The organism is Roseomonas mucosa ATCC BAA-692, from assembly GCF_000622225.1.
GTDB classification, from domain to species: domain Bacteria; phylum Pseudomonadota; class Alphaproteobacteria; order Acetobacterales; family Acetobacteraceae; genus Roseomonas; species Roseomonas mucosa.
The window spans coordinates 2895-27954 of record NZ_JHWD01000011.1; the positions used below are offsets into that span (position 1 = coordinate 2895).

22 protein-coding genes and 1 other RNA gene are annotated in these 25060 nt (G+C 71.4%); 13 read left to right on the forward strand and 10 right to left on the reverse strand.

The window, feature by feature from the left end; genetic code table 11:
• Positions 1-189: 189 nt before the first annotated feature.
• The 3 genes from BT98_RS0112740 to BT98_RS0112750 form a co-directional block, all read right to left on the reverse strand.
• A complete protein-coding gene (locus tag BT98_RS0112740; RefSeq protein ID WP_026033116.1) occupies positions 190-1971 on the reverse strand; it encodes a M14 family metallopeptidase in 1782 nt (593 codons plus the stop codon).
• A gap of 62 nt (positions 1972-2033) precedes the next feature.
• Entirely contained in the window at positions 2034-2930 is an 897-nt protein-coding gene (locus BT98_RS0112745; protein ID WP_019460708.1) for a LysR family transcriptional regulator, read from the reverse strand.
• A gap of 34 nt (positions 2931-2964) precedes the next feature.
• Positions 2965-4227 carry a DNA recombination protein RmuC gene (locus tag BT98_RS0112750; RefSeq protein ID WP_019460709.1) on the reverse strand — a complete coding sequence of 421 codons (1263 nt, stop codon included), beginning with the start codon at positions 4225-4227 and terminating at the stop codon, positions 2965-2967.
• Positions 4228-4498: 271 nt separating this feature from the next.
• On the opposite strand from BT98_RS0112750, the gene BT98_RS0112755 reads away from it, so the two are divergent.
• From BT98_RS0112755 to BT98_RS0112795, 10 genes are all read left to right on the forward strand, one after another.
• Positions 4499-4711 carry a hypothetical protein gene (locus BT98_RS0112755; protein WP_019460710.1) on the forward strand — a complete coding sequence of 71 codons (213 nt, stop codon included), beginning with the start codon at positions 4499-4501 and terminating at the stop codon, positions 4709-4711.
• 179 nt (positions 4712-4890) lie between these two features.
• A complete protein-coding gene (locus tag BT98_RS0112760) occupies positions 4891-6504 on the forward strand; it encodes an ABC transporter substrate-binding protein (RefSeq protein ID WP_019460711.1) in 1614 nt (537 codons plus the stop codon).
• A gap of 4 nt (positions 6505-6508) precedes the next feature.
• Positions 6509-7486 (forward strand): ABC transporter permease, encoded by a 978-nt coding sequence (locus BT98_RS0112765; RefSeq protein WP_019460712.1) that lies wholly within the window; start codon positions 6509-6511, stop codon positions 7484-7486.
• An 8-nt stretch (positions 7487-7494) separates the two neighbouring features.
• Complete coding sequence (locus BT98_RS0112770) at positions 7495-8328, forward strand: ABC transporter permease (RefSeq protein WP_019460713.1); 834 nt, start codon at positions 7495-7497, stop codon at positions 8326-8328.
• Complete coding sequence (locus BT98_RS24275; protein ID WP_019460714.1) at positions 8328-9968, forward strand: ABC transporter ATP-binding protein; 1641 nt, start codon at positions 8328-8330, stop codon at positions 9966-9968. Before BT98_RS0112770 ends, BT98_RS24275 begins: the two co-directional genes overlap by 1 nt.
• Complete coding sequence (locus BT98_RS24280; protein WP_019460715.1) at positions 9965-11440, forward strand: NAD(P)/FAD-dependent oxidoreductase; 1476 nt, start codon at positions 9965-9967, stop codon at positions 11438-11440. Before BT98_RS24275 ends, BT98_RS24280 begins: the two co-directional genes overlap by 4 nt.
• An 85-nt stretch (positions 11441-11525) precedes the next feature.
• Positions 11526-12011 carry an L-2-amino-thiazoline-4-carboxylic acid hydrolase gene (locus tag BT98_RS0112785; RefSeq protein WP_019460716.1) on the forward strand — a complete coding sequence of 162 codons (486 nt, stop codon included), beginning with the start codon at positions 11526-11528 and terminating at the stop codon, positions 12009-12011.
• Positions 12012-12043: 32 nt separating this feature from the next.
• Positions 12044-12958: a PfkB family carbohydrate kinase gene (locus tag BT98_RS0112790; protein ID WP_019460717.1), complete on the forward strand. Its 915-nt coding sequence runs from the start codon at positions 12044-12046 to the stop codon at positions 12956-12958.
• A gap of 72 nt (positions 12959-13030) precedes the next feature.
• Positions 13031-13127, forward strand: an RNA gene (gene ffs / locus BT98_RS26625) — signal recognition particle sRNA small type.
• A gap of 78 nt (positions 13128-13205) precedes the next feature.
• Positions 13206-15188, forward strand: coding sequence for a DNA polymerase III subunit gamma/tau (locus BT98_RS0112795; RefSeq protein ID WP_019460718.1), 1983 nt, complete (start codon positions 13206-13208; stop codon positions 15186-15188).
• 166 nt (positions 15189-15354) lie between these two features.
• On the opposite strand, the gene BT98_RS0112800 is transcribed toward BT98_RS0112795, so the two are convergent.
• The gene (locus BT98_RS0112800) at positions 15355-16260 is read right to left on the reverse strand and encodes a pirin family protein (RefSeq protein WP_019460719.1); all 906 of its coding nucleotides are present in this window, start codon (positions 16258-16260) and stop codon (positions 15355-15357) included.
• A 26-nt stretch (positions 16261-16286) separates the two neighbouring features.
• Positions 16287-17186 carry a LysR family transcriptional regulator gene (locus tag BT98_RS0112805; RefSeq protein WP_019460720.1) on the reverse strand — a complete coding sequence of 300 codons (900 nt, stop codon included), beginning with the start codon at positions 17184-17186 and terminating at the stop codon, positions 16287-16289.
• Positions 17187-17286: 100 nt separating this feature from the next.
• Between BT98_RS0112805 and BT98_RS0112810 the strand changes: the two genes are divergently transcribed.
• Positions 17287-18027 carry an SDR family oxidoreductase gene (locus tag BT98_RS0112810; RefSeq protein WP_019460721.1) on the forward strand — a complete coding sequence of 247 codons (741 nt, stop codon included), beginning with the start codon at positions 17287-17289 and terminating at the stop codon, positions 18025-18027.
• A gap of 135 nt (positions 18028-18162) precedes the next feature.
• Here BT98_RS0112810 and BT98_RS0112820 read toward each other — a convergent pair whose 3' ends face one another.
• Together BT98_RS0112820 and BT98_RS0112825 are read right to left on the reverse strand one after the other, a co-directional pair.
• Positions 18163-18636, reverse strand: a complete 474-nt coding sequence (locus BT98_RS0112820; protein WP_019460722.1) for an AraC family ligand binding domain-containing protein — start codon at positions 18634-18636, stop codon at positions 18163-18165.
• A 168-nt stretch (positions 18637-18804) separates the two neighbouring features.
• Positions 18805-19983, reverse strand: coding sequence for an aminotransferase class V-fold PLP-dependent enzyme (locus BT98_RS0112825; protein ID WP_019460723.1), 1179 nt, complete (start codon positions 19981-19983; stop codon positions 18805-18807).
• A gap of 215 nt (positions 19984-20198) precedes the next feature.
• Between BT98_RS0112825 and BT98_RS0112830 the strand changes: the two genes are divergently transcribed.
• Together BT98_RS0112830 and recR are read left to right on the forward strand one after the other, a co-directional pair.
• Entirely contained in the window at positions 20199-20543 is a 345-nt protein-coding gene (locus tag BT98_RS0112830; protein ID WP_019460724.1) for a YbaB/EbfC family nucleoid-associated protein, read from the forward strand.
• Positions 20544-20801: 258 nt separating this feature from the next.
• Positions 20802-21401, forward strand: coding sequence for a recombination mediator RecR (recR, locus tag BT98_RS0112835; protein WP_019460725.1), 600 nt, complete (start codon positions 20802-20804; stop codon positions 21399-21401).
• A 375-nt stretch (positions 21402-21776) separates the two neighbouring features.
• Here recR and BT98_RS0112840 read toward each other — a convergent pair whose 3' ends face one another.
• The 3 genes from BT98_RS0112840 to BT98_RS0112855 all read right to left on the reverse strand — a co-directional run bounded on the left by BT98_RS0112840 (position 21777) and on the right by BT98_RS0112855 (position 25020).
• A complete protein-coding gene (locus BT98_RS0112840) occupies positions 21777-23240 on the reverse strand; it encodes a DUF4403 family protein (RefSeq protein ID WP_081798588.1) in 1464 nt (487 codons plus the stop codon).
• A 76-nt stretch (positions 23241-23316) separates the two neighbouring features.
• Complete coding sequence (locus BT98_RS0112845; protein WP_027297234.1) at positions 23317-24228, reverse strand: LysR family transcriptional regulator; 912 nt, start codon at positions 24226-24228, stop codon at positions 23317-23319.
• Positions 24229-24651: 423 nt separating this feature from the next.
• Positions 24652-25020 carry a hypothetical protein gene (locus BT98_RS0112855; RefSeq protein WP_027297235.1) on the reverse strand — a complete coding sequence of 123 codons (369 nt, stop codon included), beginning with the start codon at positions 25018-25020 and terminating at the stop codon, positions 24652-24654.
• Between the last annotated feature and the right edge of the window lie 40 nt (positions 25021-25060).

A 25060-nucleotide genomic window follows, 5' to 3' on the forward strand; every position in this document is an offset into this window, starting at 1 on the left:
ATCCCCTCCAGTGAACATCCAACCTGTCGGCAGGAAACCCGCGTCAGAAGCACTTCACAGCACCTCGCCGCCGGTGAACGGGCTTATACGGGCCATAAAGAAAGCTGTCAAAGCCTTTTCGACAGCTTCGTGATGTTTTTCGATCAGCCGCATGACAAAGGCGCTGGCGCCCGGCTGGCAGGGCGCAGCCTAGGCGACGGGAACCCTGTTCCACCCGCCCTCCAGCCATTCCGCCGCCGCCAGCACCGCCTCCCGCTGCACCGCATGAGCCAGACGGAAATCCTCCCCCTCGACCGTCTCGTCCGGGAACTCCGTGATCAGCGCCAGGGGCGGTCCTGGCCGGGGCCGTGGCGCGATGCTGTAGGGGATCCCGGCATGGCTCGGCTGTGGCGCCTCCCCCAGATGCGCCTCGTAGAGGATCGCCTGCCGCCGGTTGAAGGCTGCCAGCCCCGGGACGGTCGCGACACGCTCCGCCACGTGGCGCATCAGCGCCCCGGCCATCCCGTCCAGCCCCGGCCCATGGCGGAGAATAAGGAAGAACCCCCGGGGGATGCTCCAGGACTCGAAGCCGCGCGGCAGATAGCCCGAGAGGGGCCGCGTCCATTCATGAGCAGGATAGCCGTGGAGATTCACGTGCAACCTGGCGCCGATCCGGTGGAAGGCCTCCAGCCGGACCGCCTTCTCATGCCAGGGCGGGCCGTCCCGCACCTCCAGATCGTCTCCCAGCGCCGTATAGCGCGCCGCGTGATGCATGTGATGCGGGTGTACCCGCCGGAACCGCTCGTGCAGCGCATAGCCGTCCGGATTTTCCAGCGGAATCAGGGCAAACCCCAGCCTTCCGATCCCGGCCAGGACCCGCGCGGCCCGCAGCGCCCCAACCACGCCGGAGGTCTCGTTGGCATGCTGCCCCGCCGTCACCACCAGGCCGATCCCGGTCTCGCCGGGCACATGCACCCCCCGCACCGGTCTGCCCTGCACCGACAGGGCCTCGAAGCGCTCCCCGGGCAGGGCCTCCAGTTCCTGCGCGATCCGCTTCAGCGGCAGGGGCCGGGCGGCCGATTCCAGCTCGCCTTCCCCTTCGGCGGCCCCGCGGCCCGATCCCTTGTCCCCCTTCTCCGCCATTTCCCTGGGCTGGATGGCGACCCGCAGACGGGTCTGTCCTTCCCCGGGCCGGATGTCCGGCACGATCTGGCCAGGCTGCAAACGCCGGTCCCCGGGCGCCAGCCCGGCGCGCGCCCCGCAGAACTCCAGGGCCGAGAAATAGAGATCCTCATGCAGGGCCTCCCGCGTGCTGAGGCATTCCCCGCCATAGGACAGGGGCCGCTCGATGCCGCCTGTTTCCACCCGCATCTCCAGCACACCGAAACACGGCCCCGACTCGCCCCATTCGTGCCGGTCCAGGCTCTCCATCGCGAGCCGGAAGGCCGCCTCGTATTCCGTCTCGAAGGCTTCGTCCTCCACCACCTGCCCGTCCGGTCCGGCGTCCCGGCGGCACCACCAGCCGCAGGGCGAGAGGCTTTCCCGGCCCAGCAGGTCCCGCCGGAGCCGGTTCGGCGCGAAGACCCGATGGCGCTCCTCGCCGCCGCCCTCCCGCAACAGGCCGACCTCGTAATGCAGGTCGTCCCCTCCGGGCTCGAAGCGCAGCATCCGGCCACCCAGCAGCCCGGCCAGGGGATAGGCCTCCATCCGGAAGCGAAGCGGGTTTGCCGCGGCATGGACGGGGTAGCGGATGCGGACCGCCGTGACCCCTTCCAGCGACGCTTCCTCCAGGAAGAAGTGCAGCAGCGGCTTGTAGGCGCTGCGCAGCCTGGCCTCGATGCCCGCCGCGCGCAGCCTTTCCTCCACGCCCCGCCGCACGGCCTCGTCCTCGAAGAGCCAGGCCTCCACCCGCCGGCCCGGCCCGGCGCCGAGGCAGCGCACGGCCAGGAGATCCAGGCTGCGCGGGATCGTGGTCTCGGCGAGGATGGCCATGGCGGCCATCCTGGCATGGGATGGCGCGGACTGCGATCCGTCCCCCCTCCCCGCGCCCGGCGTCAGCCGCCCTTGCCGAGATGCTCCCGCAGATGCTCGATCAGCCAGCGTCCCGCCTGGCCCGGCGGGCTCTGGCGCCGGTGCACCACGGAAAGGGCCACGCTGAACCCGTCCCGCTCCTTGGGATGCAGGCGCTTGAGCGCGCCGCCGCTCAAATGCGGCTTCACCAGATGCAGTGGCATGTTGCACCAGCCGAAGCCGCCCAGCAGGAATTCCAGCCGGGTGTGCATGTCGGCGAAGCGCCAGACGTGGTGGCTGACCACGCCGACCGACCAGCCGGTCTGCTCCGAAACATCGGTCAGGACGAGCTGCACGTGCTCCGACAGCACGTCGCGCGACAGGGGCCCCTCCATCGCGGCCAGGGGATGGGCGCTGCTCACCACCGGCACCATGGCCACGTCGGTCAGGAACTCGCGCTCCAGATCCGTGACCCCGGTAACGACGGTGGCATAGACGGCCAGATGCGCCCGCCCGTCCCGGAGATAGCGTTCCGGCGCGCCGACCCCTTCCGTCAGCAGCCGGACCTGGAGCTGCGGGAACTCCAGCCTCAGCGCGCGCAGCGCCGACATGATGGCGTCCAGCGGCAGGAGCTGGTCCACCGCCACGGTCAGCTCCGCCTCCAGCCCCGTGGCGATGCTGGCTGCCCGTTCCCGCAGTGCCGCCGCGCTGTCGAGCAGCCGCCGCGCATCGGCGATCATCACCCGCCCCGCCTCGGTCGGGTGGGGCTTCTTCCCGGTCCGGTCGAAGAGGGTCAGGCGCAGCGTGCTTTCCAGCGTCTGGATGGACTGGCTGACCGCCGACTGCACGCGCTGCAGCCGGCGCGCGGCGGCCGAGAAGCTGCCCGTATCCGCCACCGCCACCAGCACGCGGAGCTGGTCCAGGGTCAAGGGATCGAGCATGGACCTACTCCGGCAAGGCGGGCACGGGGTGCGCTCAGGCCCGTGGCAGGGAGGCCGGGGAGGCCTCGGCCAGCGACACGGCGGGCGGTGCGCCGGCCGCCTCCTCCAGCTCCACCGCCGCCATGCGCTCGGAGGCGCGGACGATCTTCTCCGTGGTGATGTCGATCATCCGCACATCGTCCTGCATGTCGGAGAAATGCTTCTTGAGCTTGGCCACCCGCGTGTCGAGGCGGCCGACCTCGGTGGCCATGCGCTTCACCTCGTCCTGGATGCGCCGGGCCTCGGCCCGGATGCGCACGTCCTGCATCAGCGCCCGCATCGTGCCGAGCACGGCCCAGAGGGTGGAGGGCGAGACGATATAGACCCCCATCCGCGCCGCTTCCTCGACCAGCGGCGCCTGGGTGGCGTGCAGCTCCGCATAGATCGCCTCGGAGGGCACGAAAAGCAGTGCCCCTTCCGCCGTTTCGCCGGGGATCAGGTACTTGGTGGCGATGTCGCCGACATGCTTGCGCATGTCGCTGGCGAAGGCCTTGGCCGCGAGGTCGCGCTCCCGCCCCTCGGAATCGCGCTGCGTCAGCCAGCCCTCCAGCGGGAACTTGCTGTCCACCACCACCGGGCCGGGTGGGTGCGGCAGGTGGATCAGGCAGTCGGCGCGGTGCCGGTTGCTCAGCGTATGCTGCCAGGAATAGCCGTCCGCCGGCAGCCGGTCCTCGACCAGCCGGCGCAGCTGAACCTCGCCGAAGGCGCCGCGCGACTGCTTGTTGGAAAGGATGCCCGACAGCGTCGTCACCTGCGCGCCCAGCGCCTCGATATTGCCGCGCGCCGCGTCGATCACCGCCAGCCTTTCGCCGATGGCCTTCGCGGTCTCCTGCGTGGCGGCGAACTGCTCGGTGAGCTGCCGCGCCACCCGCTCGCTCTGCCCGGTGAGCGCGGCGTTCAGGCGCTCGTTCTGCGCCGCCACCGTCTCGTTCACCCGCCGCCCCTGCTCGATCAGGCTCTCGGTCATGGCCCGCGTCGCCTGGGCCATCCGCTCGGCCAGCGCCACCTCCTGCAGCCTCGCCCGCTCCGCCGCCAGGGCCTGGGCCTCCGCCAGCCGCTGGTTCTGGGCCGACAGCGCCGCCTCCACCTCACGCGCCTGTTGCGCCAGCTGCTCGCCGACGCCGGACTGGATCGCGCCCAGCCGTTCCACCAGGGGCATCAGGGTTTCCGCCTGAAGGGCGGCGGGTCGGCGGAAGAGCAGCAGGAGCAACGCCGCCAAGCCGGGCAGCAGGACCAGGAGGATCAGCCAGTTTTCCAATCCGGAACTCCCAAAGCTCGGTGCCGCCGCGGCGGATTCGGTGGAGAAGGACGCGTTTCGTTCCCCTTTTCCCTTATGGACGCCGCGCGCCGCACACCCAAGGGCAAAACCGGCCGCCGCCGTTCCGCCGGCGCGCGGAGGTGCAACCGGAGGAAGAAGCGCTTTCGGATCTCCTGCGCGTGAGGATTTATGTTGCGGCTGTCATGAAACGCTTCAGTAATAGGCCCGGATTGATCCTGTCCCTTGTGATCCCCCCTCATGAGGATGCCCCATGCGAAGGAAAAGCCTTTTCCCCGAACTTCTCGGGGCGCTGGCCGTCACCGGCACGCTGCTGGTGGCCTATCTGGCCGTCCTCCTGGTAATGGAGGGTCAGGTGGACCACGGCGCCGCCTGGCTGCCCGTCCGCATCGCGCTGAACGAAGGCCCGCCTGCCGTCCTGCCCTGGGAGGCGACCGGACGCCCGGCCGCGTCCCCCGCGCCCTGAACTCCCGCAAGGGACCTGCCGCGGGCGGAGGCGCGTTCCGGGTCCCCTCATTCCGGTCTGCGTCCCCGTCATGCGGCAGGACCGTATAATTTTTGGAAAAACGCCGGTTTGTCGTGATTTACGGCACGGCAAAACGGATTATCGTGGCCCTTACGATTCTGTTATCGGAAGGTGCGACCATGAAGCCGACCCGGCGCGATGCCCTGTTGCTGGCCCCTGCCCTCGCCGCCGGCACGCTCCTCGGGCGTCGCGCCCTGGCCCAGGGCGCGGCGGGCGACGTCACCCGGGGCGGGGTGCTCACGGCGCATCTGGCGGGCGAGCAGCGCATCCTGAACCCGGCCCTGCGCGCCTCCACCGGCGTCTATATCATCACCAGCAAGATGATCGAATCCCTGGTGGACCTCGATGCCGGGGGCAAGCCCGTCGGCGTGCTCGCCACGGGCTGGGAGGCGGCGCCGGACGGCAAGACCATCACCTTCCGGCTGCGCGAGGGCGTGAAGTGGCATGACGGCAAGCCCTTCACCTCGGCCGACGTGCAGTACAACGCGATGGAGCTGTGGAAGACCCAGCTCAACTACTCCACCCAGTTGCAGCAATACCTGACCGCGGTGGACACGCCGGACGAGCGCACCGCCGTCTTCCGCTATTCCCAGCCCATGCCGCTGGATCTGCTGCTGCGCGCGCTCTGCGACCTCGGCTACGTGGTGCCGAAGCATCTCTTCGCCGGCACCAACGTGCTGGAGAACCCGGCCAACACCGCCCCGGTCGGCACCGGCCCCTTCCGGTTCGTGCAGTACGAGCGCGGCCAGTACGTGATCGCCGAGCGCAACCCGGACTACTGGCGCCAGGGCTTCCCCTATCTCGACCGGATCGTCTGGCGCTTCATCAACGACCGCTCGGCGGCCTCGGCGGCGCTGGAATCGGGGCAGATCCAGGTCTCGGCCTATAACGGCCTGCCGATGGCCGATCTCGACCGGCTGGCGAAGGACGACCGTTTCACCGTGACCACGCGGGGCACGGAGGCGAATGCCTTCAACAACACGCTGGAATTCAACCACCGGCGGAAGGAGCTGTCGGACGTCCGGGTGCGCCGGGCCATCGCCCATGCGATCGACGTGCCCTTCTTCATCGAGAACTTCCTCTACGGCCAGGGCCACCCCGCCAATGGCCCCATCCCCTCCTCCTCCACCTCCTTCTATCCGGCGGACGTGAAATTCCCCTATGCCTTCGACAGGAAGAAGGCCGAGGCGCTGCTGGACGAGGCGGGCTACAGGCGCGGCGCCGGCGGGGTGCGCTTCACCCTGCGCCTCGTGCCGATCCAGAACGGCGAGGACGTGCCGCTGCTCGCCACCTATATCCAGCAGTCGCTGCAACCGGTGGGCATCCGGGTGGAGATCGTGAACCTCGACATCGCCGGGGCACTGGCGGCCGTCTATCGCGACTGGAACTTCGACATGGCCACGGGCTGGCACCAGTACCGCGGCGACCCGGCGGTCTCCACCACCGTCTGGTACCGGTCCGGCAGCCCCAAGGGCGCGCCCTGGACCAACCAGTGGGGCTGGAAGTCCGAGAAGATCGACGAGCTCACCGACCAGGCGGCGGCGGAACTCGACCCGGCGAAGCGCAAGGCGCTCTATGCCGAGTGGACGAAGGAGATCAACGAGGCGCTGCCGATCTGGATGATCACCGAGCGTGAGTTCCAGACCGCCGCCAGCAAGCGGGTGCGGAACGGCATGAACTACCCGCGCTGGGGCTCAGGCGACTGGCACGACACCTGGCTCGCCGCCGGCTGATCCGGTGCGGGTCCTGGCGCTCGCAGGGCGGCGGCTGCTGGCCAGCCTGCCGACCCTGCTGATCATCCTGGTCGGCCTCTTCCTGCTGCTCCAGCTCGCCCCCGGCGACACGGTCGATGCGCTGATGGCGCAGATGGGCGGCGGCGACCCGGTGCAGATGGAACAGCTCCGCCAGTTCTATGGGCTCGACGCCCCGGTGGCGGTGCAGCTCGGCCGCTACCTGCTGCGGCTGCTGAGTTTCGACCTGGGCTTCTCCGCCATCTACGGGCAGCCGGTGGTGCAGGTGATCGGCGAGCGGCTGCCGGTCACGCTGCTGCTGATGGGCTCGGCGCTCTGCTTCTCCTTCGCCGCCGGCACGGCGCTGGGGGTGCTGGCGGCGCGGCGGGTGAACCGCTGGCCGGACACGCTGATCTCCACGCTGGGGCTGGTCTTCTACGCCACGCCCTCCTTCTGGTTCGGGCTGATGGGCATCGTGCTCTTCGCGGTCAATCTCGGCTGGCTGCCGGCCGGGGGGTTCGAGGAGATCGGGGCGGGCCATGCGGGGCTGGCACGGGTGGCGGACATCGCCTGGCATCTCGTCCTGCCCACCGCGACGCTGGCCCTGATCTTTCTCGCCACCTATCTGCGGATCATGCGCGCCGCGATGCTGGAGGTGATGACGCAGGACTTCATCCGCACCGCCCGCGCCAAGGGCCTGGGCGAGACCGGGGTGGTGGTGCGACATGCGCTGCGCAACGCGCTGCTGCCGATGGTGACGCTGGTGGGGCTGCAGGCGGGGACCATGCTCGGCGGCTCGGTGGTGGTGGAAAGCGTCTTCGCCCTGCCCGGCCTCGGGCGCCTCGCCTATGACGCGGTGGTGCAGCGGGACCTGAACATGCTGCTCGGCATCGTCTTCACCTCCGCCCTGCTGGTGATCGTGGTGAATTTCTGCGTGGACCTGCTCTACGCGAAGCTCGACCCGCGCATCGCCGCCGACCGCTGAACGAGGCCATGAACGCTTTCCGACGCTATCTCCGCAGCCCGCCGGCGGTGATCGGCCTGCTGCTGCTGGCCCTGGTGGTGCTGGCCGCCCTCGCCGCGCCGCTGCTCTATCCGGACGACCCGCTGCGCCTGGCCGGGCGGCCGCTGCAATGGCCCGGCGCCAATCCGCGCTTCCCGCTGGGCACCGATCCCTCGGGCCGCGACATCGCGGCGCAGATCCTCTATGGCGCCCGCGTCTCGCTGCTGATCGGCATCGTCGCGACGCTGATCTCGATCGCCATCGGCATCGTGGTCGGGGCGCTGTCCGGCTATTACGGCGGCTGGGTGGACGATGCGCTGATGCGCGTGACCGAGGCCTTCCAGACCCTGCCGAACTTCCTGCTGCTGCTGGTGCTGGTGGCGGTCTTCGGCTCCGACATCGTGACGGTGACGCTGGCGATCGGCCTCGTCTCCTGGCCCGCCACGGCGCGGCTGACCCGGGCGGAGTTCCTGAGCCTGCGGCAGCGGGAATTCGTCCAGGCCTGCCGCGTGCTGGGCATGGGCAACCTCCGCATCATCTTCCGCGAGATCCTGCCCAATGCCCTGCCGCCGGTGATCGTCTATGCCGGGGTGGTGATGGCGACGGCGATCCTGCTGGAAAGCGCGCTGGCCTTCCTCAACCTGTCCGATCCGAATATCGCCTCCTGGGGCAACCTGATCGGCGCGGGCAAGGGCGTGCTGCGGGCGCAGTGGTATGTCTCGGCCATTCCGGGCGTGGCGATCCTGGTGGCGGTGCTGGCCGTCTCCCTGGTGGGACAGGGGCTGAACGATGCGCTGAACCCCCGGCTGAAGGGGCGGAGCTGATGGACTGCCTGGAAATCCGCGGCCTTTCCGTCGCCCTGCCGCCCGGCGCCGACCGGCCCTATGCGCTGCAGGATGTCTCGCTGCGGCTGGAGAAGGGGAAGATCCTCTGCGTCGTGGGGGAAAGCGGCTCCGGCAAGTCCATGACCGCCAGCGCGGCGATGCGCCTGCTGCCGGAAGGGGTGCGCGTCACCCAGGGGCAGGTCCTGCTGGCGGGCGAGGACCTGCTGGCGAAGTCCGAGGCGGAGATGCGGCGCCTGCGCGGGGCGCGCATCGCCATGATCTTCCAGGAGCCGATGACGGCGCTGAACCCGCTGCGCAGCATCGGCGACCAGATCGGCGAGAGCTTCCGCATCCATACGGACCTCGATGGCACGGAGATCGAGCGCCGGGTGCTCGCCTTGCTGGAGGAGGTGCGGATTCCCGATCCGCGCCGGGCGCTGCGGGCCTATCCGCACGAGCTGTCGGGCGGGCAGCGGCAGCGCGCCATGATCGCCATGGCCCTGGCGCTGGAGCCGGAGGTGCTGATCGCCGACGAGCCGACCACGGCGCTCGACGTCACCACCCAGGCGCAGATCCTCTCGCTGATCCGCGACCTGCAGGCGAAGCACGGCACGGCGGTGCTGTTCATCACCCACGACTTCGGCGTGGTGGCGGAGATCGCCGACAGGATCGCGGTGATGCGGCACGGCGTGGTGGTGGAGCAGGGCGAGGCCGGGGACATCCTGAACCGGCCGGAGCACCCCTATACCCGCGCCCTGATCGCCGCCGTGCCGCCGCTGCGTCCCGCCGCGCCGGAGGGACCCCCGCTGCGCGCCGGGCCGGCGCTGATGGTGCGGGGGGTGAGCAAGACCTATGGCAAGGCCGGGCTGTTCCGCCGCAGCCGGCGCATCGTGAAGGCGCTGGACGATGTCAGCGTCAGCCTGCCCAAGGGCGGCACGCTGGGCATCGTGGGGGAGAGCGGCTCCGGCAAGTCCACCCTGGCGCGCTGCGTGGTGCGGCTGCTGGACCCGGACGAGGGCAGCATCCGGCTGGGCGGCACCGATCTCGCGAAGCTTTCGGCGCGCGAGATGCGGGCGGAAACGAAGCGCATCCAGATGGTGTTCCAGGACCCCTTCGCCTCGCTGAACCCGCGCCGCCGGGTGGGGGAGCTGGTGGCGCAGGGGCCGATGGTGCATGGCACGCCGCGCGCGGAGGCCATGGCCCATGCCCGCGACCTGTTCGAGCTGGTCGGGCTGCGCCCCGATGCCATGGACCGCTTCCCGCATGAATTCTCCGGCGGGCAGCGCCAGCGCATCGGCCTGGCCCGGGCCTTGGCCCTGCGCCCGGAGGTGCTGGTGGCGGACGAGGCGGTCTCGGCCCTCGACGTCTCGGTGCAGGCGCAGGTGCTGCGCCTGCTGGCCGATCTGCGGCGGAGGTTGGGCCTTTCGGTGCTGTTCATCACTCACGACCTGCGCGTCGCGGCACAGATCTGCGACCGCATCGCGGTGATGCACCGGGGCCGCGTGGTGGAGGAGGGCACGGCGGTGCAGGTCTTCGGCGATCCGCAGCACGACTACACGAAGTCGCTCCTGGCCTCGGTGCCGGGGCGCGGCTGGACGCCGCCGGGCGACCTTGCCCCGGTCCCGGAGGAAATCGCATGAGCGGCCTCGCGGCGCTGGAGGCGGAGGTCCGGCGCGACCTCGTCCGGCTGAACCACCCGCCGGCCAACTGGCCGCTCGGCATCCCGGCGGCCGACGGCGCCCCCGTGCTGGACGTGCTGGTGGTGGGGGGCGGCATGTTCGGGCAGACCGCGGGCTTCGCGCTGATCCGCGACGGCATCCGCAACATCCGGGTCATCGACCGTGCCCGGCGCGGCGAGGAAGGCCCCTGGGGCACCTATGCCCGCATGCCGACCCTGCGCTCGCCCAAGCACCTGACCGGGCCGGACCTGGGCATCCCTTCCCTCACCTTCCGCGCCTGGTGGGAGGCGCAGCACGGCGCCGAGGGCTGGGAGAGGCTGTACAAGATCCACCGGCTGGACTGGCTCGCCTATCTCCTCTGGGTGCGCGACGCGGCGGCGATCCCGGTCGAGAACGAGACCGCCCTCGTTGCGCTGGAGCCGGTGGCGGAAGGACTGCTCCGCGCCGGACTGCGCGGCCCGCAGGGGGAGGAAAGCCTGCTCTGCCGGCAGGTCGTGCTGGCCGGCGGGCGGGAGGGCGTGGGCGGGCCGAACATTCCCCCCTTCCCTTCCCTCCCCCGTGGGCTGGACGCGGCGGCACGGGCCACCGGACGGGTCTTCCACTCGGTGGACCCCGTCGTCGATTTCGGCCGCTTCCGGGGCAGGCGGATCGCCGTGCTGGGCGCCAATGCCTCGGCCTTCGACAATGCCGGCACGGCGCTGGAGGCCGGCGTCGCCACGGTGACCATGTTCGCCCGCCGCGCCTTCCTGCCGCAGGTGAACAAGACGCGCGGCATGGTCTTTTCCGGCTTCCTGCGCGGCTTCGGGCGGCTGGACGATGCGACGCGCTGGCGCTTCCTGACCTACACCGCCGGCGAGGCCTCGCCGCCGCCGCATGAATCCGTGCTCCGCTGCGAGCGGCATCCGGGGTTCCGGCTCGTCTTCAACGCACGCTGGCGCGACGTGGCGGCGGATGCGGAGGGCGTGACCGTGACCACGGCGGAAGGGCCGCAGCGCTTCGACGCGGTGATCTTCGGCACCGGCTTCACGGTCGATCCGGCGCGCATGCCGGAACTCGCCGCCTTCCGCGACGCGATGCAGCTCTGGGGCGACCGCGTCGCGCCGGAAGAGGCCGCGCGCTATCCGGAGCTGGCCCGTGCGCCCTATCTTGGCGAGGGCTTCGAGCTGACGCCGCGCGACCCCGCCTCGCTGCTCGCCGGTGCCCTGGCGCGGTTGCGGCTGCTGGGGCCGGCCGCCGCGTCGAGCCACGGCATCCTGTCCGGCGACATCCCGGCCGTGGGCACCGGCTGCACAACCCTGGCGCGGGAGATCGGGCAGGCGCTCTTCGCCGAGGAGGTCGGGCGGCACTACGATGCCGTGGTCGCGTTCGAGGAGCCGGAACTGGCCCCGACGCCCTATTTCGTGCCGCCGGAGCAACGTCTCCGCCGCGGCTGAGCGGACCGCCGCGGAGCGTGCATCCGCGGCGCAGACAACAAGCGGGCACGCACCGCCCGGCGGAACGTGCTCCGAGGAGTTTCCGATGCCAGAGGACCAAGCCGTCACCCCGATCATCGAGCGCCGCCGCATCGAGGCGGAGCTGCTGAAGGAGGTCTACGAGACGCTGAAGGCGAAGCTGGGGCGGGAGGCGGCGCAGGAGCTGATCGCCGAATCCGTCCGCCGTTCCGCCATCGCCCAGGCCGCCGGATTCGCGGCCTCCACCCCCGGCGGCACCAGCCTGCAGAGCTTCGTGGACATCCAGCGCCACTGGACCGCCGGCGGGGCGCTGGAGATCGAGACGGTGGGCCGCGACGCGACGCATTTCGCCTTCAACGTCACCCGCTGCCGCTATGCCGAGATGTACAGGGCGATGGGCCTGGGCGAGATCGGGCACCTGCTCTCCTGCCAGCGCGACGGCGCCTTCTGCGAGGGCTATGACCCGAAGCTGAAGATGGAGCGGACGCAGACCATCATGGGCGGCGCCTCGCATTGCGACTTCCGCTACCACTACGAGGAAGACGCCGCCTGACAGGGGCGGCGGGAAACGGCGGGGAAACGAAGGTGGCCGGCGACGGACGCGTCATCTGCATCGGCGGCGTGCTGTGGGAGACGAGCTTCCTCGTCGATGAGATCCCCGGCCGCGGCGTGAAGCTCCTGCCGCGCGGGATGCAGCAGATCGCCTCCGGCATGGCGGTCAGCGCGGCGGCCGCGATCGCCCGGCTCGGCCATCCGGTGGAGCTCTGGTCCCTGGTGGGGCGGGATGCCAACGGACAGGCCTGCCTCGACAACCTGGCGGCGGACGGCATCGATGTCGGGCACCTGCTCCAACGGGAGGGGGCCCGCACGCCGGTCTCGGCCATCCTGGTGGACCCGGCGGGCGAGCGGCTGGTGGTGCCCTATTTCGACCCGTGCCTCTATGCCGCGCCAGTGGCCCTGCCGCTGGAACGGCTGGAAGGGGCCGGGGCCGTGCTGGTGGATGTGCGCTGGCCCGATGCCGGGGAGGTGGCGATGCGCCACGCCCGGGCCATCGGCGTGCCCACGGTGCTGGACGCGGACCTCGCGCCGCCGGAACTCCTGCGCCGCCTGATGCCACTGGCCGACCATGTGCTCCTGTCCGAAGTCGCACTCGATGCCCTGTCCAGCGACCGCCCGCCCGCCGAGGCGCTGCGCGGCCTCGTCGCGGAACTGCCCGGGGCGGAGGTCGTCGGCGTCACGCTCGGCGCGCAGGGCGCCCTGGTCTGGGAACGCGCGGCCCCGGATTCGCTCCAGCCTTTCCCGGCGGAGCCGATCCGGGCGGTGGACACGCTGAACGCGGGCGACATCTGGCACGGGGCCTATGTCCATGGGCTGGTGCGCGGCCTCGGCACCGGGGAGCGGGTGCGCTTCGCCCATGCCGCCGCGGCGATCAAATGCGAGCGCCCCGGCGGACGCCTGGGCGCGCCCACACTGGCGGAGGTGCTGTCCCGCCTCGGTTGACCCGTCCCCCCGGGGCTGGCCCGGCCGGCCCCCGGTTGCCATCCACCCCCGGAACCGCCATATGTCGCCTCGGAAGGCCGGCCGCGGACGGGCGCCTCGCCAACCCGGTCAGGTCCGGAAGGAAGCAGCCGCAACGAGTTTCCGCCCGGGTCGTGTGTCGGTCTTCCACCCCGAGCAGGACCGCCTTCCCCCGCCGGTTCCGTAGTCGCCCCACCTGTCGTCCACGACGCCCTTTCCCCGGGACCGGATGCCCAGCGACCTTCCCTCGACCGAGAACGAGATCCCCGAGCCGCCCGCCGAGGGCCCCGGCCTCTTCGGGGATGCCCCGTCCTCCCCGGCGCCCGGCCCCCTGCCCCCGCCGGCCTCCGCCCAGGCGCTCGTGGGGACCCCCGCGGAGGCACCAGCCCAGCCCTATCGCGTGCTGGCCCGGAAGTACCGGCCCACCAGCTTCGCGGACCTGGTCGGCCAGGACGCCATGGTCCGTACCCTGCGCAACGCCTTCGCGCAGAACCGCATCGCCCATGCCTTCATGCTCACCGGCATCCGGGGCGTGGGAAAGACCACCACCGCCCGCATCATCGCCCGCGCGCTGAACTGCACCGGGCCGGATGGCCAGGGCGGCCCGACCGTGGAGCCCTGCGGCGTCTGCCCCGATTGCCGCGCCATCCTGGCCGACCGGCACCCGGACGTGATGGAGCTGGACGCGGCCTCCAACAACGGCGTGGACAATGTGCGGGAACTGCGGGAGCAGGTGCGATTCCGCCCCGTCCAGGGCCGCTGCAAGGTCTTCATCCTGGACGAGGTGCACATGCTCTCCGGGCCGGCCTTCAACGCGCTGCTGAAGACGCTGGAGGAGCCGCCGCCTGGGGTACGCTTCATCTTCGCCACCACGGAGCTGCGCAAGGTTCCGGCCACGATCCTGTCGCGCTGCCAGACCTTCCACCTGCGCCGCATGTCGCAGGCGGAGCTGACTGGCCTCTTCTCCCGCATCGCGGAGAAGGAAGGCGCACGGCTGGAGCCCGAGGCGCTGGCCATGATCGCCCGTGCCGCCGACGGCTCGGCCCGCGACGGGCTCTCGCTGTTGGACCAGGCCATCGCCTTGTCCGAGGACGGCGGCAGCGTCACCGCCCAGGCGGTGCGCGACATGCTGGGGCTGGCCGACCGCGCCCTGGTGCTGGACGTGATGGAGGCCACCATGCGCGGCGACGTCGCCGCCATGCTGTCCACCATGGACCGGGCACATGAGGTCGGCGCCGACCCGGGCGTGCTGCTTTCCGACCTCGCCGAGCTGGTGCACCAGATCACCCGCCTGCGCTCCGTGCCCGCGCTGCGCAACGATCCCACTTTGCCGGAGGAGCTTCGGGGCCGCGGCGCCGCCCTGGCGGACCGGCTCTCCATTCCCGTGCTGGGCCGCGCCTGGCAGATGCTGCTGAAGGGGCTGGAGGAGATCGCCCTCGCCCCCGACCGCCGCGCGGCGGCGGAGATGGTGCTGATCCGCCTCGCCCACGTGGCGGAGATGCCGACGCCGGGCGAGATCCTGCGCCGCCTCCAGGAAGGCGGCAGCGTCCCGGCTCCGCAAGGGAGCGGGATGGGGGGTGGCGGAAACAGTGGTGCCCGCATGGCTGGCGGCGGTCCGGCGATGCCCACCCATGGCGGCGGTTCGATGGTGGCCGGGGGCGGAGGCTCCGTGATGGCCGCCGGTGGCGGCGGGGCAGTGGCCTATGCCGAGGCGGCGCCCGCGCCGCAGCCCGGTTCCTTCCGCGAGGTCGTGGCCCTGGCCTCGGGCCGCAAGCCGATGCTGCATGCCCATCTGGTGCACAGCGTCCGCCTCGTCTCCTTCGGGCGTGGCCGGTTGGAACTGAACCCGCTGCCGCAGGCCCCGCGCGACCTCGCCGCCCAGCTCACCGCCCTGCTGAGCGAGGTGACGGGCCGGCGCTGGACCGTGGTGCTCTCCAATGCCGGGGGCGAGCCGACCCTGGCCGAGCAGGGCAAGGCCGTCGCCGCACAGGCCCGCGAACTGGCCGAGAGCCACCCGCTGGTGCAGGCCGTGCTGGCCGCCTTCCCGGGCGCGGAGATCGCCGATGTGCGGGACAACACCCTGGATGAATACGGCTTGCCCCCCGCCGCCGCCGAGGAAGCGGCCTTCGGCACCGCCGGGATGGAGGAAGGCGACGACCGCGAATTCGCCCCGCCGGATGCCGAGCCCGCCGGGATGGACGATCTCGACTGATCCGGACGGCGGGTCCGGCGTTGTGCCGTCCCCCGGGGGAAAGGCTCCGCCTTTCGCCCCGGACCCCCTATCCGCCAGGACGCTTCGCGCCCTGGACCCGGTGAGTTGGCACTCCCTGGCGCCGGACCGCGCCGGAGAGCCATGCTCTCCGGCGCGGCCCGGCGCCTCAGGACATGGCGGGCGCTGAGGGCATCGGTCCCTCGGGCAGAGGGATGAACTCCCGGTCGTCCGCATCGGGCAGCTTCATGCGCCCGGCGCGCCAATCCGCCGCCGCCTGGGCCAGCCGCTCCTTCGAGGAGGAGACGAAGTTCCAGTAGAGGAAGCGCGGCCCGACCGGCTCGCCGCCCAGGATCATCACGGTCGCCTCGCCGATGGCGCGGAGCGAGGATTGTCCCTGGCCCAGCACCAGCATCCGTCCCGGCCCATACTGCACGCCGCCCATCTCCACCGCGCCCGTGGCCACGTAGAGCGCGCGTTCGGCGAAGCCCGCCGGGATCTCCGCCCGCGCCCCGGCCTCCAGCCCGAGATGCACGTAGAAGAGCGGCGAATGCGTGCGCGCCACGGCGGTCAGGCCATAGGCGCTGCCGGCGATCACCTGGCCGTGCACGCCGCCCTCGCTCCATTGCGGCAGGTCGGCGCCGGCATGGTGGGAGAAGGCGGGGTCGGCCTCCTCGGCGCCGGTGGGCAGCGCGACCCAGGCCTGGATGCCGTGCAGGCGGTCGCCCTCGGCGCGCGCCTTCTCGAAGCGCTCGCTGTGCGTGATGCCGCGCCCCGCCGTCATCCAGTTCACCTCGTTCGGGCGGATCGGCTGCTTCGAGCCGATGCTGTCGCGGTGCATGATCTCGCCCGAGAAGAGATAGGTCACGGTGGAAAGGCCGATATGCGGGTGTGGCCGCACGTCGAGCGAGCGGTCGATGCCAGGGGCGAGGTCGACCGGCCCCATATGGTCGAAGAAGACGAAGGGGCCGACCATGCGGCGCTTCGCGAAGGGCAGGATACGCCCGACCTCGATCCCGCCGCCCAGGTCGCGCCGGCGCTGCTCAATCACCATCTCGACCGGGGTTTCAGACATGAGTCTTTTCTCCACCAGGGTTGCCGTCAGCCTATCCGCGTGCGGGAGAGATGGTCGAGGAAAGTGCGCAGCGGCGGGGCCATCTGGCGGGCGCTCGGATAATAGACATAGAATCCGGGAAAGGGCGGCGTCCATTCCGGCAGGAGCTGCACCAGCCGCCCCGCGGCGATCATCGCATCGACCTGGTGCGCGAACTGATAGGCGATTCCCGCCCCGGCGCAGGCGATCTCCGGCAGCATGGCGGGCTCGTCCACGATGAGCGGCCCCTCCACCGCGACCTCCAGGCGTTCCGCACCGCGCTCGAACTCCCAGCGATAGGGGCTGCCGTCGCTCGGATTGCGGTAGGCGAGGCAGGCATGGCGGGCCAGGTCGCGCGGGTGCCCGGGCCGCCCATGGCGTGCGAGATAGCCGGGCGCTGCCACCACCTTCATCACCAGTTCGCCGCCGAGCTTCACCGCGACCATGTCCCGGTGCAGTTTCTCGCCCAGGCGGATGCCGGCGTCGAAACGGCCCGCCACGATATCCACCAGCCGGTCCTCGATGGTGATCTCGACGCGGATCGCCGGATGGGCCGTCAGGAAACCACCCAGCAGTGGCGCCAGATAGTGCACGGCGGAGATGCGGGAGGCGTTGAGGCGCAGCAGGCCGGCGGGCTCCGCCGCGTTTCCCCGCGCGTCCTGCTCTGCCGCCTCCAGCGCCTCCAGCGCCGGGCGCAGGCGGCGGAGCAGGCGCTCGCCCGCTTCGCTGGGGGCGAGGCTGCGCGTCGTGCGGTGGAGCAGGCGCGTGCCGAGCCGCTCCTCCAGCTTGCGGAGGATGGCACTGAGGGTGGAGGGGGTGATGCCGAGATGCGCGGCCGCCCGGGCGAAGCTGCCATGCTCGACGACGGTGGCGAAGGCCTTCAGCTCGGTGAAGTCGCTGCCCCGCATTATGCCCGATCCACCACAGACTACGCTCGGAACATAGCGGATTATCCCGGTGTCCGCCGATGCCTAGCTTCCGGGCAGCGAAGCAGGAGGAGGTTCCGCCATGAGCCGGTTTTCCGGAAAGCGCATCCTGGTCACGGGCGCGACCAGCGGCATCGGCCGGGCCGGGGCGCTACGCATCGCCGCGGAAGGCGGCCAGGTCATCGCGACGGGGCGAGACCCGGATCGCCTGGCGGCGCTGCGCCAGGCCCTGCCGGAGGCCGCGCTGGTACTGCGGAACGACGCGGCCGATCCCGGCGCGGCACGGGAACTCGCCGAGGCGGTCGCTTCGGGTGGCGGCCTCGACGGGGCGTGGCTCAACGCGGGTTATGCCGCCGTCTGCGCAATCGAGGCGGTCGATGCCGAATTTTTCGATGCCATGATGCAGGCGAACCTGCGTGGCCCGGTGCTGCAGATGGCCTGTTTGTCCAGCCTGCTGCGACCGGGCGGCGCCGTGCTGCTCACCGGCTCCACCGCGGCCTATGAGGGTTCGGCCATGGCCAGCATCTATGCCGCGAGCAAGGGCGCCATGCTGTCCCTGGCCCGCTGCTGGGCCACGGCGCTCGGCCCGCGCGGCATCCGCGTCAACACGCTCGTGCCAGGGCCCATCGACACGAATTTCCGTGACTTCATGGCGGATTCCTTCCGGCGGGACTTCGAGGCGGGGGTGCTGGGACGGCTGGCTCTTTCCCGCATGGGCCGTGACGAGGAAGCGGCGGCCGTGGCCCTCTTCCTGCTGTCGGAGGAGGCCGGTTTCGTCACCGGCGGCCAGTACGCCGTCGATGGCGGGCTGGCGATGCGATAGCCCACCGCGCCGGGCGGGCCTTCGCGAAGGTCAGATCGTGGCCTGCAGGCTGAGGCTCGCCACCTCGATGTCGAAGCTGCCATCCACCCCGATGGCGAAATGTGCGCGCACCTGTGACGGCGCCCCGTCGGGCCGCTACGGCACGCGGTGGGTGTCGTCCGGCCGCTGCGGCGGCAGCTTGATCGCCAGGACCCGGAAGCGCCCCTCGCTGGCCTGGGACCCGGCATGGACCGTGCCCTTGGGGATGATGACGAGGTCCCCCGGCTTCACCTGGACCTGCCGGTCGCCCAGCCCGAAGGAGCCGCTGCCGGCCAGGACCAGCTGGATCTCGTTGGCGTCCGCATGGAAATGCTTGAACACGTTGCCGCTCTGCACCGCCACCGTGCCCTGCTCCGTGGCGACCAGGGTGCGGGAGCGCAGGTCGGTGCCGTTGACCAGCGGGCCGATCTCGTCCTCGGTCAGCCCGGTCAGGCTGACGATGCGCGGCACCAGCTCCGGCGCCGCCGTCTGCGCGCCGGCGGGCGGAGTGAGCCGGGACAGGATGGGACCCGAAAGCAGCCCGCCCATGAAACCCATGGCGAGGCCGCCGCAGAGCACGGCAAGGCGCATTGTCTTGTTTCCTCCAGGGATCGTTCCGCACCCCCGGGGAGCAGCATGGCGCGGCCGGGTGCCGCGCGGCAAGCCAGGGCCGGGCACCCATCCCCGGCGATCACGGCGGGCCGGGCCCTGTCCGGCGCGCGATGCCGGGCCGCGGAAGCGCGCGTTTCGGGGGCGGCCTCAGCCCCGCGCCAGCCCGCGGCAATGCGCCAGCAGCCGGTCGATCTCCGCCTCGGTGTTGTAGTAGTGCGGGGAGGCCCGGATCAGGCCGGGCAGACCGCGCCGCTCGGCATCGATGCGCGTGCTGGCGGGGTCCGAGGCCCCGATGGTGATCCCCGCCGCCCCGGCGCTGGCCACCACCGCACGCGCCTCATGCCCTTCCAGCGTGAAGCTGACGATGGCCGAGGGGTTCCGCCCCAGGTCGCGGAGCGTGGCGCCGGGGATCACGCGCAGCCCCTCCCGCAGCCGGGTGGCCAGAGCGTGGCAGCGCGTCCCGATTGCCTCCAGCCCCAGTTCCAGCGCGTAATCCACCGCCACCCCCAGCCCGGCGCGGGCGGCGTAGTTGTTTTCCCAGGTCTCGAAGCGGCGGGCGTCCCCGCGCAACCGGTACTCGCCTCGGCTGACCCAGGGCGCGGCGAAATGGTCGATCACCACCGGCTCCAGCCGCTCCAGCAGTTCCTGCCGCACATAGAGGAAGCCGGTGCCGCGCGGCCCGCGCAGGAATTTCCGGCCGGTGGCGGAGAGCATGTCGCAGCCGAGGGCCCGCACATCCACCGGCATCTGCCCTACCGCCTGGCAGGCATCCAGAAGATAGGGGATGCCATGCGTCCGGGCGATCCGCCCGATGGCGGCGGCCGGGTTGGTCAGCCCGCCATTGGTCGGCACCCAGGTGACGGCGATCAGCTTCGTACGGCCGTCGATCATCCGTTCCAGCGCCGCGAGGTCGAGCTCCCCCGCCGTGTCGCTCGGCACTACCTCCACCACCGCGCCGGTACGGCGCGCCACCTGCAGGAAGGCAACGTAGTTCGCCGCATACTCCGCCTCGGCGGTCAGGATGCGGTCCCCCGGGCCGAGGGGCAGGCTGTAGAAGGCCATCTGCCAGGCCACGGTGGCATTCTCGGTGAGGGCGATCTCCCCGGGCGCCGCGTTCAGCAGCCGCGCCACGGAGCGGTAGACCCCTTCCAGCCTTTCAGCCTCCTGCGCCGCGGCGGCATAGCCGCCGATCTCCGCCTCCAGGTCCAGATGCGCCTTGACCGCCTCGACCACCGGCGCGGGCATCAGGGCGGCCCCGGCATTGTGCAGATAGGCCCGCCGGGCGGTGGCCGGCGTTTCCGCCCGGACCCTCTCGATGTCGATCATGCCGCCCCCTCCGGAATCCGGCGGTCAGCTTCATCCCCGTGGCCGGGACTGCCAAGGGCGCCGGACCATGATGCGGATCGCCGCCCGGAATAAGGGACCGGAAACCGGGCGGGCCGGTGACGCAGGGCCACCCCTGCCCTAGATACCGGGGGAGATACTCCTCGGCGCGGCGGCTTCCGGCGCGTCCCGACAACCTTCAGCCAGGACATCCGTGCATGAAGAACCTGACCAACATGCTCAAGCAGGCCCAGCAGATGCAGTCGAAGATGCAAGAGATGCAGGCCAAGCTGGAGGCCCAGGTGGTCGAGGGCCAGTCGGGCGCGGGCATGGTGAAGGTCTCGCTTTCCGGCAAGGGCGACCTCAAGAGCGTGGCCATCGACCCCTCCCTGATGTCGGCGGAGGAGCGCGAGGTGCTGGAGGACCTGCTGATCGCCGCCCATGCCGATGCCAAGGCGAAGGTGGAGGCGATGATGGCCGAGGAGATGCAGAAGGCCACCGCCGGGCTGAACATCCCCGGCATGGGCGGCGGCCTGCCGGGCGGCTTCAAGCTGCCGTTCTGAACCGTGCCCGGCCGCCGGGACCTCGTAGGCGCGATCCCCCCCGGGGCGGCGGCCCCGGGGAACGACCCGGAAGCCGCCCCATGGCGCCGGCATCCGGCCGGTAGTGCCGTTGGCAGACCTCCCGCCGACCCGGCGCGGGGCGGGGACAGCACGGCGGCACCCTCGCGGAAACGCCTGCCGATCCCTATATGTTCCGGGTAGCGGCCAAGCCCGGTTCGCGCCCCGCGGCGGTGCGGAAGGTGCGGCGCGGAGCATGGAATGAACCATCCCAACGACCCCGTCGAACAGCTTGTCGGCCTGCTGTCGCGCCTGCCCGGCTATGGCCGGCGCTCGGCACGGCGGGCCGTGCTGAAGATGCTGCAGGACCCGCAACGGCTGATGCTGCCCCTCGCCGACGGGCTGCGGATCGCCGCCGAGGCGGTGCGGCCCTGCGAGGTCTGCGGCAATCTCGATACCGCATCCCCCTGCCATGTCTGCCGCGACCCGCACCGCGAGCGTGGGCTGGTCTGCGTGGTGGAGGGCGTGGCCGATCTCTGGGCACTGGAACGGGCCGGGGCGCATCGCGGCCTCTACCACGTGCTGGGCGGCGTGCTGTCGCCGCTCGGCGGGGTGGGGCCGGAGGATCTGCGCATCCAGCCCCTGGTGCGTCGCGTGGCGGAGGAGGGCATCCGCGAGGTGATCCTCGCCCTCCCCGCCACGGTGGAAGGCGCCACCACCGGCCATTACCTGCACGACCGGCTGCATGACCTGCCGGTGCAGGTCACGCGCCTCGCCCAGGGCGTTCCCATGGGGGGCGCCCTGGACGTGCTCGACGATGGCACCCTCGCCGCCGCCCTGCGCGCCCGCCGGCCAGTCTGATCGGGCGCCGCGCCCTGTGGCTGGCCGCCGGGGGAGAGGCGCCGCCTCTCACCCCGGACCCCCTCTCCGCCGGGGACCGAAGCCGGTCCCCGGACCCCGGGCTCGCGTTGGCTCTGGTGGTAACCGTTACCCTGCGACCTGATCCCTGGGAGCAGGTGGAAAGGCGGGGCACCCGAAAAGAAAGACACCGTGTCCGCGCCTGTGGCACCGGCAGTCCGCCGGAGAGCCAAGCTCTCCGGCGCGATCCGGCGTCAGCGAGCACCAACTCATCGGGTCCAGGGCCCGCAGGGTCCTGGCGGATAGGGGGTCCGGGGGAAAGGCAGCGCCTTTCACCCGGGACAACGCGGCGTCAAACGTGAAACACGACCCCGGCGGTCATGGCACCGGCAGGTCTGTCACCTCGGCCTCCACGCCGGCTTCGGCGGTGCCCAGGACGGTCAGGGCGTCGTTTTCCGGCACCACCTGTTCCAGGCGCAGGCTGGGCTTCGTCAGGGTCACGCGCAGCCCGCCGGTGAAGGCAGGGTCCGAGAGGCGGCGGCGCAGTTCGGCCATGGCACCGTCCGTCACGTCCTTCAGGTCATAGACGGCGATCTCGCTGATTCGTTCGCGCAGTTGCCGCTCGAAGATCAGCGTGGCCAGCGACCAGACCGTGCTGTCCAGGCTGCGGGCGAAGCGCAGGTCCTCCAGCCCGATCCGCGTGCCGCCCCGGCTCAGCACCGGGCGCGCCGAGAAGACCACCCGTCCCGTTGTGTCGGGCCAGAGGCCTGGCAGGTCCGCGCTGAAGCGCACCGCCAGGGCGATGGCGGGGGCGCTGGGATAGAGGAAGATCTCCTGCACCCGCAGGTGCGCCGTGCCCAGCGGCGTCTCGACGGGGATGTCGCGATGGCCGAATTCCCGCATCAGCCAGTCGCGGATCATGTCATAGCCGGCGCGCACCGGCACCGAAAGGCGCAGCCGCCCGTCGCGTTCGTTCCAGCGTTCCGGCAGGGCGTCGAGCGGCGGCAGGAAGCCCGGCGGCGCCGCATCCGGCTTGCGCGAGGCGATGCTGGTGCGGGCGCGCAGGCCCAGCACCACCCGCAGGCGCCCGGGCTCCACGACCAGTTCCGACAGGCCCACCGATTGCGGCTGGATGCCGATCCAGAGCGGCGGGGCGGCGGGAAGCTGCACCCGGATATCGCGCGGCTGCCAGAGTTCCAGCGCCTGCCGCCGGATGGTGCCGCAGGGCACCAGCCTGGCAAGCTGTTCCGGCAAGCCGTGCAGCGCCGCCTCGATCTGCGCCCGGACGCGTTCCTCGATGCCGATCCAGACGCCGCCGAGGATCTCCAGCCGCGGACTGCGGGTCCAGCGGTAGTCCACCGCCATGTCCACCGCGGGACACCAGCCGCGGTCGAGGGTCAGGCCCAGATCCGCCTGCACCATGGCGGCGGCGTCGATCTTCTTCTCGTCGAGCGACAGGAACTCCGCCAGGCCGCCGCCGAGCCCCACGGAGCCGGACACCGAGAGCGGCACCTGGACCCGCAGCCGTCCCCCGGCCTCCGAAAGGGTGAAGCGCCCCTCGCGCCGGATCACCAGGTCGTAGCGCGTGCCGGCATCCGCCGCGCTCGCCTGGCGGAACTCGGCCGGCACGGCGCGATCGGCGGCCTGGCGCAGCAGGTCGAAGGGCAGGCGCAGTTGCAGGGCGACGGCGCTCTCCTGTGCCGGCAGGTCCAGTTGGGCGGCGCGGCGCTCCGGCTCGCTGGCCAGCAGCAGATCCCGGTCCCGCAGCCAGACGATCCCGCCCGCGAAGACGAGGAGGAGCAGCGCCGCCGCCAGCACCCGCACCAGCCATCGCCGCCGCACGGCGCCTGCCGTTCTGTCCCCCGCCACGGTCAGCGCGGCGGACGCGGCCGGGGCGGCGCTTCGGGGAGGCTTCGCATCACTTCTCCCGGGCCTCGTTCCGCTGGGCGCGCGGGCCGAAATGCTCCGTCAGGAAGTCGATCAGGGCGCGGGTCTTGGGGACCGGCAGATGGCCCGGCGGCTGCACGGCATGGAGGACGAGTTCCCGTCCCCGGAATTCCGCCATCACCTCCACCAGCCGCCCGTCCCGGATCGCCGCCTGCGCCAGGTTCAGCGGTAGCAGGCAAAGGCCGGCACCATCCAGCGTCGCCTGCATCAGCACATCCACGTTGTTGACGGTGAAGCGGCTGGTCACCGGCACGGACACCGCGCCGTCCGGTCCCTCGAAGCTCCAGGTCTGCCAGGCCGTGCCGATCAGGTGCAGGCAGGCATGCCGCGCCAGGTCGGCCGGGTGGCGGGGCGTGCCGTGCTGTTCCAGATAGGCGGACGAGGCGCAGAGGACCATCCGCGAGGTGGTGATGCGGCGCGAGATCAGGCTGGAATCGGGCAGGCGCCCGACCCGCAGCACGAGGTCGTAGCCTTCCTCTACCAGATCCACGACGCGGTCCGTCAGCACCAGTTCCAGTTCGATCTCCGGATAGCGGGCGAGGAAGGTGCTGACGAGAGGGGCGAGGTAGTGCTGGCCGAAGGAGACCGGCGCGTTCACCCGCAGGCGGCCGCGCGGGGTCAGGGCTCCGACGCTGGCCTCCTCCTCCGCCAGGCCGATCAGGTCGAGCACCTGCCGGGCCCGTTCCAGGAAGACCTGCCCCTCGGAGGTCAGGCTGACACGGCGCGTGGTGCGGTTCAGCAGTCGCACGCCCAGGTGTCGCTCCAGTTCCGCGACATGGTCGCTGGTGGCGGAGCGCGACAGGTCCATGGCCTCGGCGGCCCGGGTGAAGCTGCCGGTTTCCGCGACCTTGGCGAAGACCTCCATGGCCTGCAGCTTGTTCATGGCCGTTTGCGGTCTCCGCTGCGCCGGTGCGGCCGGCATCGTCACGCGCCTCCGCGCCGACGCCGCCCCGGCGGGATCGTGAAGGGCGGGATCATAGGACCCCTGGCCCGTGCTGGCGCCGTCCCCCGCCTTCACAATGGTTCGAGACAGGAGGCCCTGGGGATGGGCGGGAGCGGGACTGGATGCGCGCACCGGCCCGGCGGGGCATCCGGATGGGCCGACATGAGGAAGGGCGCCCCGGATGGGACGCCCTTCTTCATGTTGGGGGGGAAAGGGGGGCTGGGCCTCAGCCGAGCCGGGGAGGCTGCCGCGGATGGCCCGAAAGCCAGTCCAGCAGAAGGGAGATCCACAGCGGGGCGGCGGAACCGTTCGTATCGCCTTCGGTTTCCATGGTTCGTGATCCTTGCCGGAACGGCGGGACGGTCAGCGCGAGGCCACCAGGGTGCGGTGGAAGCCGCGGGCCTGGGTGCCATAGCCACCACCCACCGCGCTGGAGCCGGAGCCCGAGAAGTCGGTGGGCGAGGCGCCGATGCCGTTCTGGCTGAGCATCACCTGCTGCGCCGCCAGGGGCGAGCCAAGGCCGACGGCCGAGGAGCCGGCATTGCTGGTGTTGCGAGGGGTGGAACCGGCCAAGGCGTAGGTGGTCGCCTCATAGGCGGGCGCACCCTGGATGCTGGAGGAGCCGGCATTGGAGAAATCCGTCACCTCGGCGGCCCCGGCGAAGGGGGCGGCGAAGGCGCCCAGCGACAGGGCGAGGGTGGCAGCGGCGATACGGGAAGAAATGCGGGACATCGTCTTGGCCTCTTGGAGCCGGACGGGCCTGATTGCCTGC

Excerpts from the sequence above, each read along its gene's own strand:
- BT98_RS0112740 (WP_026033116.1), bottom strand. The coding sequence starts at position 1,971 with ATGGCCATCCTCGCCGAGACCACGATCCCGCGCAGCCTGGATCTCCTG.
- BT98_RS0112745 (WP_019460708.1), bottom strand. The coding sequence starts at position 2,930 with ATGCTCGATCCCTTGACCCTGGACCAGCTCCGCGTGCTGGTGGCGGTG.
- BT98_RS0112755 (WP_019460710.1), top strand. The coding sequence starts at position 4,499 with ATGCGAAGGAAAAGCCTTTTCCCCGAACTTCTCGGGGCGCTGGCCGTC.
- BT98_RS0112760 (WP_019460711.1), top strand. The coding sequence starts at position 4,891 with ATGAAGCCGACCCGGCGCGATGCCCTGTTGCTGGCCCCTGCCCTCGCC.
- BT98_RS0112770 (WP_019460713.1), top strand. The coding sequence starts at position 7,495 with ATGAACGCTTTCCGACGCTATCTCCGCAGCCCGCCGGCGGTGATCGGC.
- BT98_RS24275 (WP_019460714.1), top strand. The coding sequence starts at position 8,328 with ATGGACTGCCTGGAAATCCGCGGCCTTTCCGTCGCCCTGCCGCCCGGC.
- BT98_RS24280 (WP_019460715.1), top strand. The coding sequence starts at position 9,965 with ATGAGCGGCCTCGCGGCGCTGGAGGCGGAGGTCCGGCGCGACCTCGTC.
- BT98_RS0112785 (WP_019460716.1), top strand. The coding sequence starts at position 11,526 with ATGCCAGAGGACCAAGCCGTCACCCCGATCATCGAGCGCCGCCGCATC.
- BT98_RS0112795 (WP_019460718.1), top strand. The coding sequence starts at position 13,206 with ATGCCCAGCGACCTTCCCTCGACCGAGAACGAGATCCCCGAGCCGCCC.
- BT98_RS0112800 (WP_019460719.1), bottom strand. The coding sequence starts at position 16,260 with ATGTCTGAAACCCCGGTCGAGATGGTGATTGAGCAGCGCCGGCGCGAC.
- BT98_RS0112805 (WP_019460720.1), bottom strand. The coding sequence starts at position 17,186 with ATGCGGGGCAGCGACTTCACCGAGCTGAAGGCCTTCGCCACCGTCGTC.
- BT98_RS0112810 (WP_019460721.1), top strand. The coding sequence starts at position 17,287 with ATGAGCCGGTTTTCCGGAAAGCGCATCCTGGTCACGGGCGCGACCAGC.
- BT98_RS0112820 (WP_019460722.1), bottom strand. The coding sequence starts at position 18,636 with ATGCGCCTTGCCGTGCTCTGCGGCGGCCTCGCCATGGGTTTCATGGGC.
- BT98_RS0112825 (WP_019460723.1), bottom strand. The coding sequence starts at position 19,983 with ATGATCGACATCGAGAGGGTCCGGGCGGAAACGCCGGCCACCGCCCGG.
- BT98_RS0112830 (WP_019460724.1), top strand. The coding sequence starts at position 20,199 with ATGAAGAACCTGACCAACATGCTCAAGCAGGCCCAGCAGATGCAGTCG.
- recR (WP_019460725.1), top strand. The coding sequence starts at position 20,802 with ATGAACCATCCCAACGACCCCGTCGAACAGCTTGTCGGCCTGCTGTCG.
- BT98_RS0112845 (WP_027297234.1), bottom strand. The coding sequence starts at position 24,228 with ATGAACAAGCTGCAGGCCATGGAGGTCTTCGCCAAGGTCGCGGAAACC.
- BT98_RS0112855 (WP_027297235.1), bottom strand. The coding sequence starts at position 25,020 with ATGTCCCGCATTTCTTCCCGTATCGCCGCTGCCACCCTCGCCCTGTCG.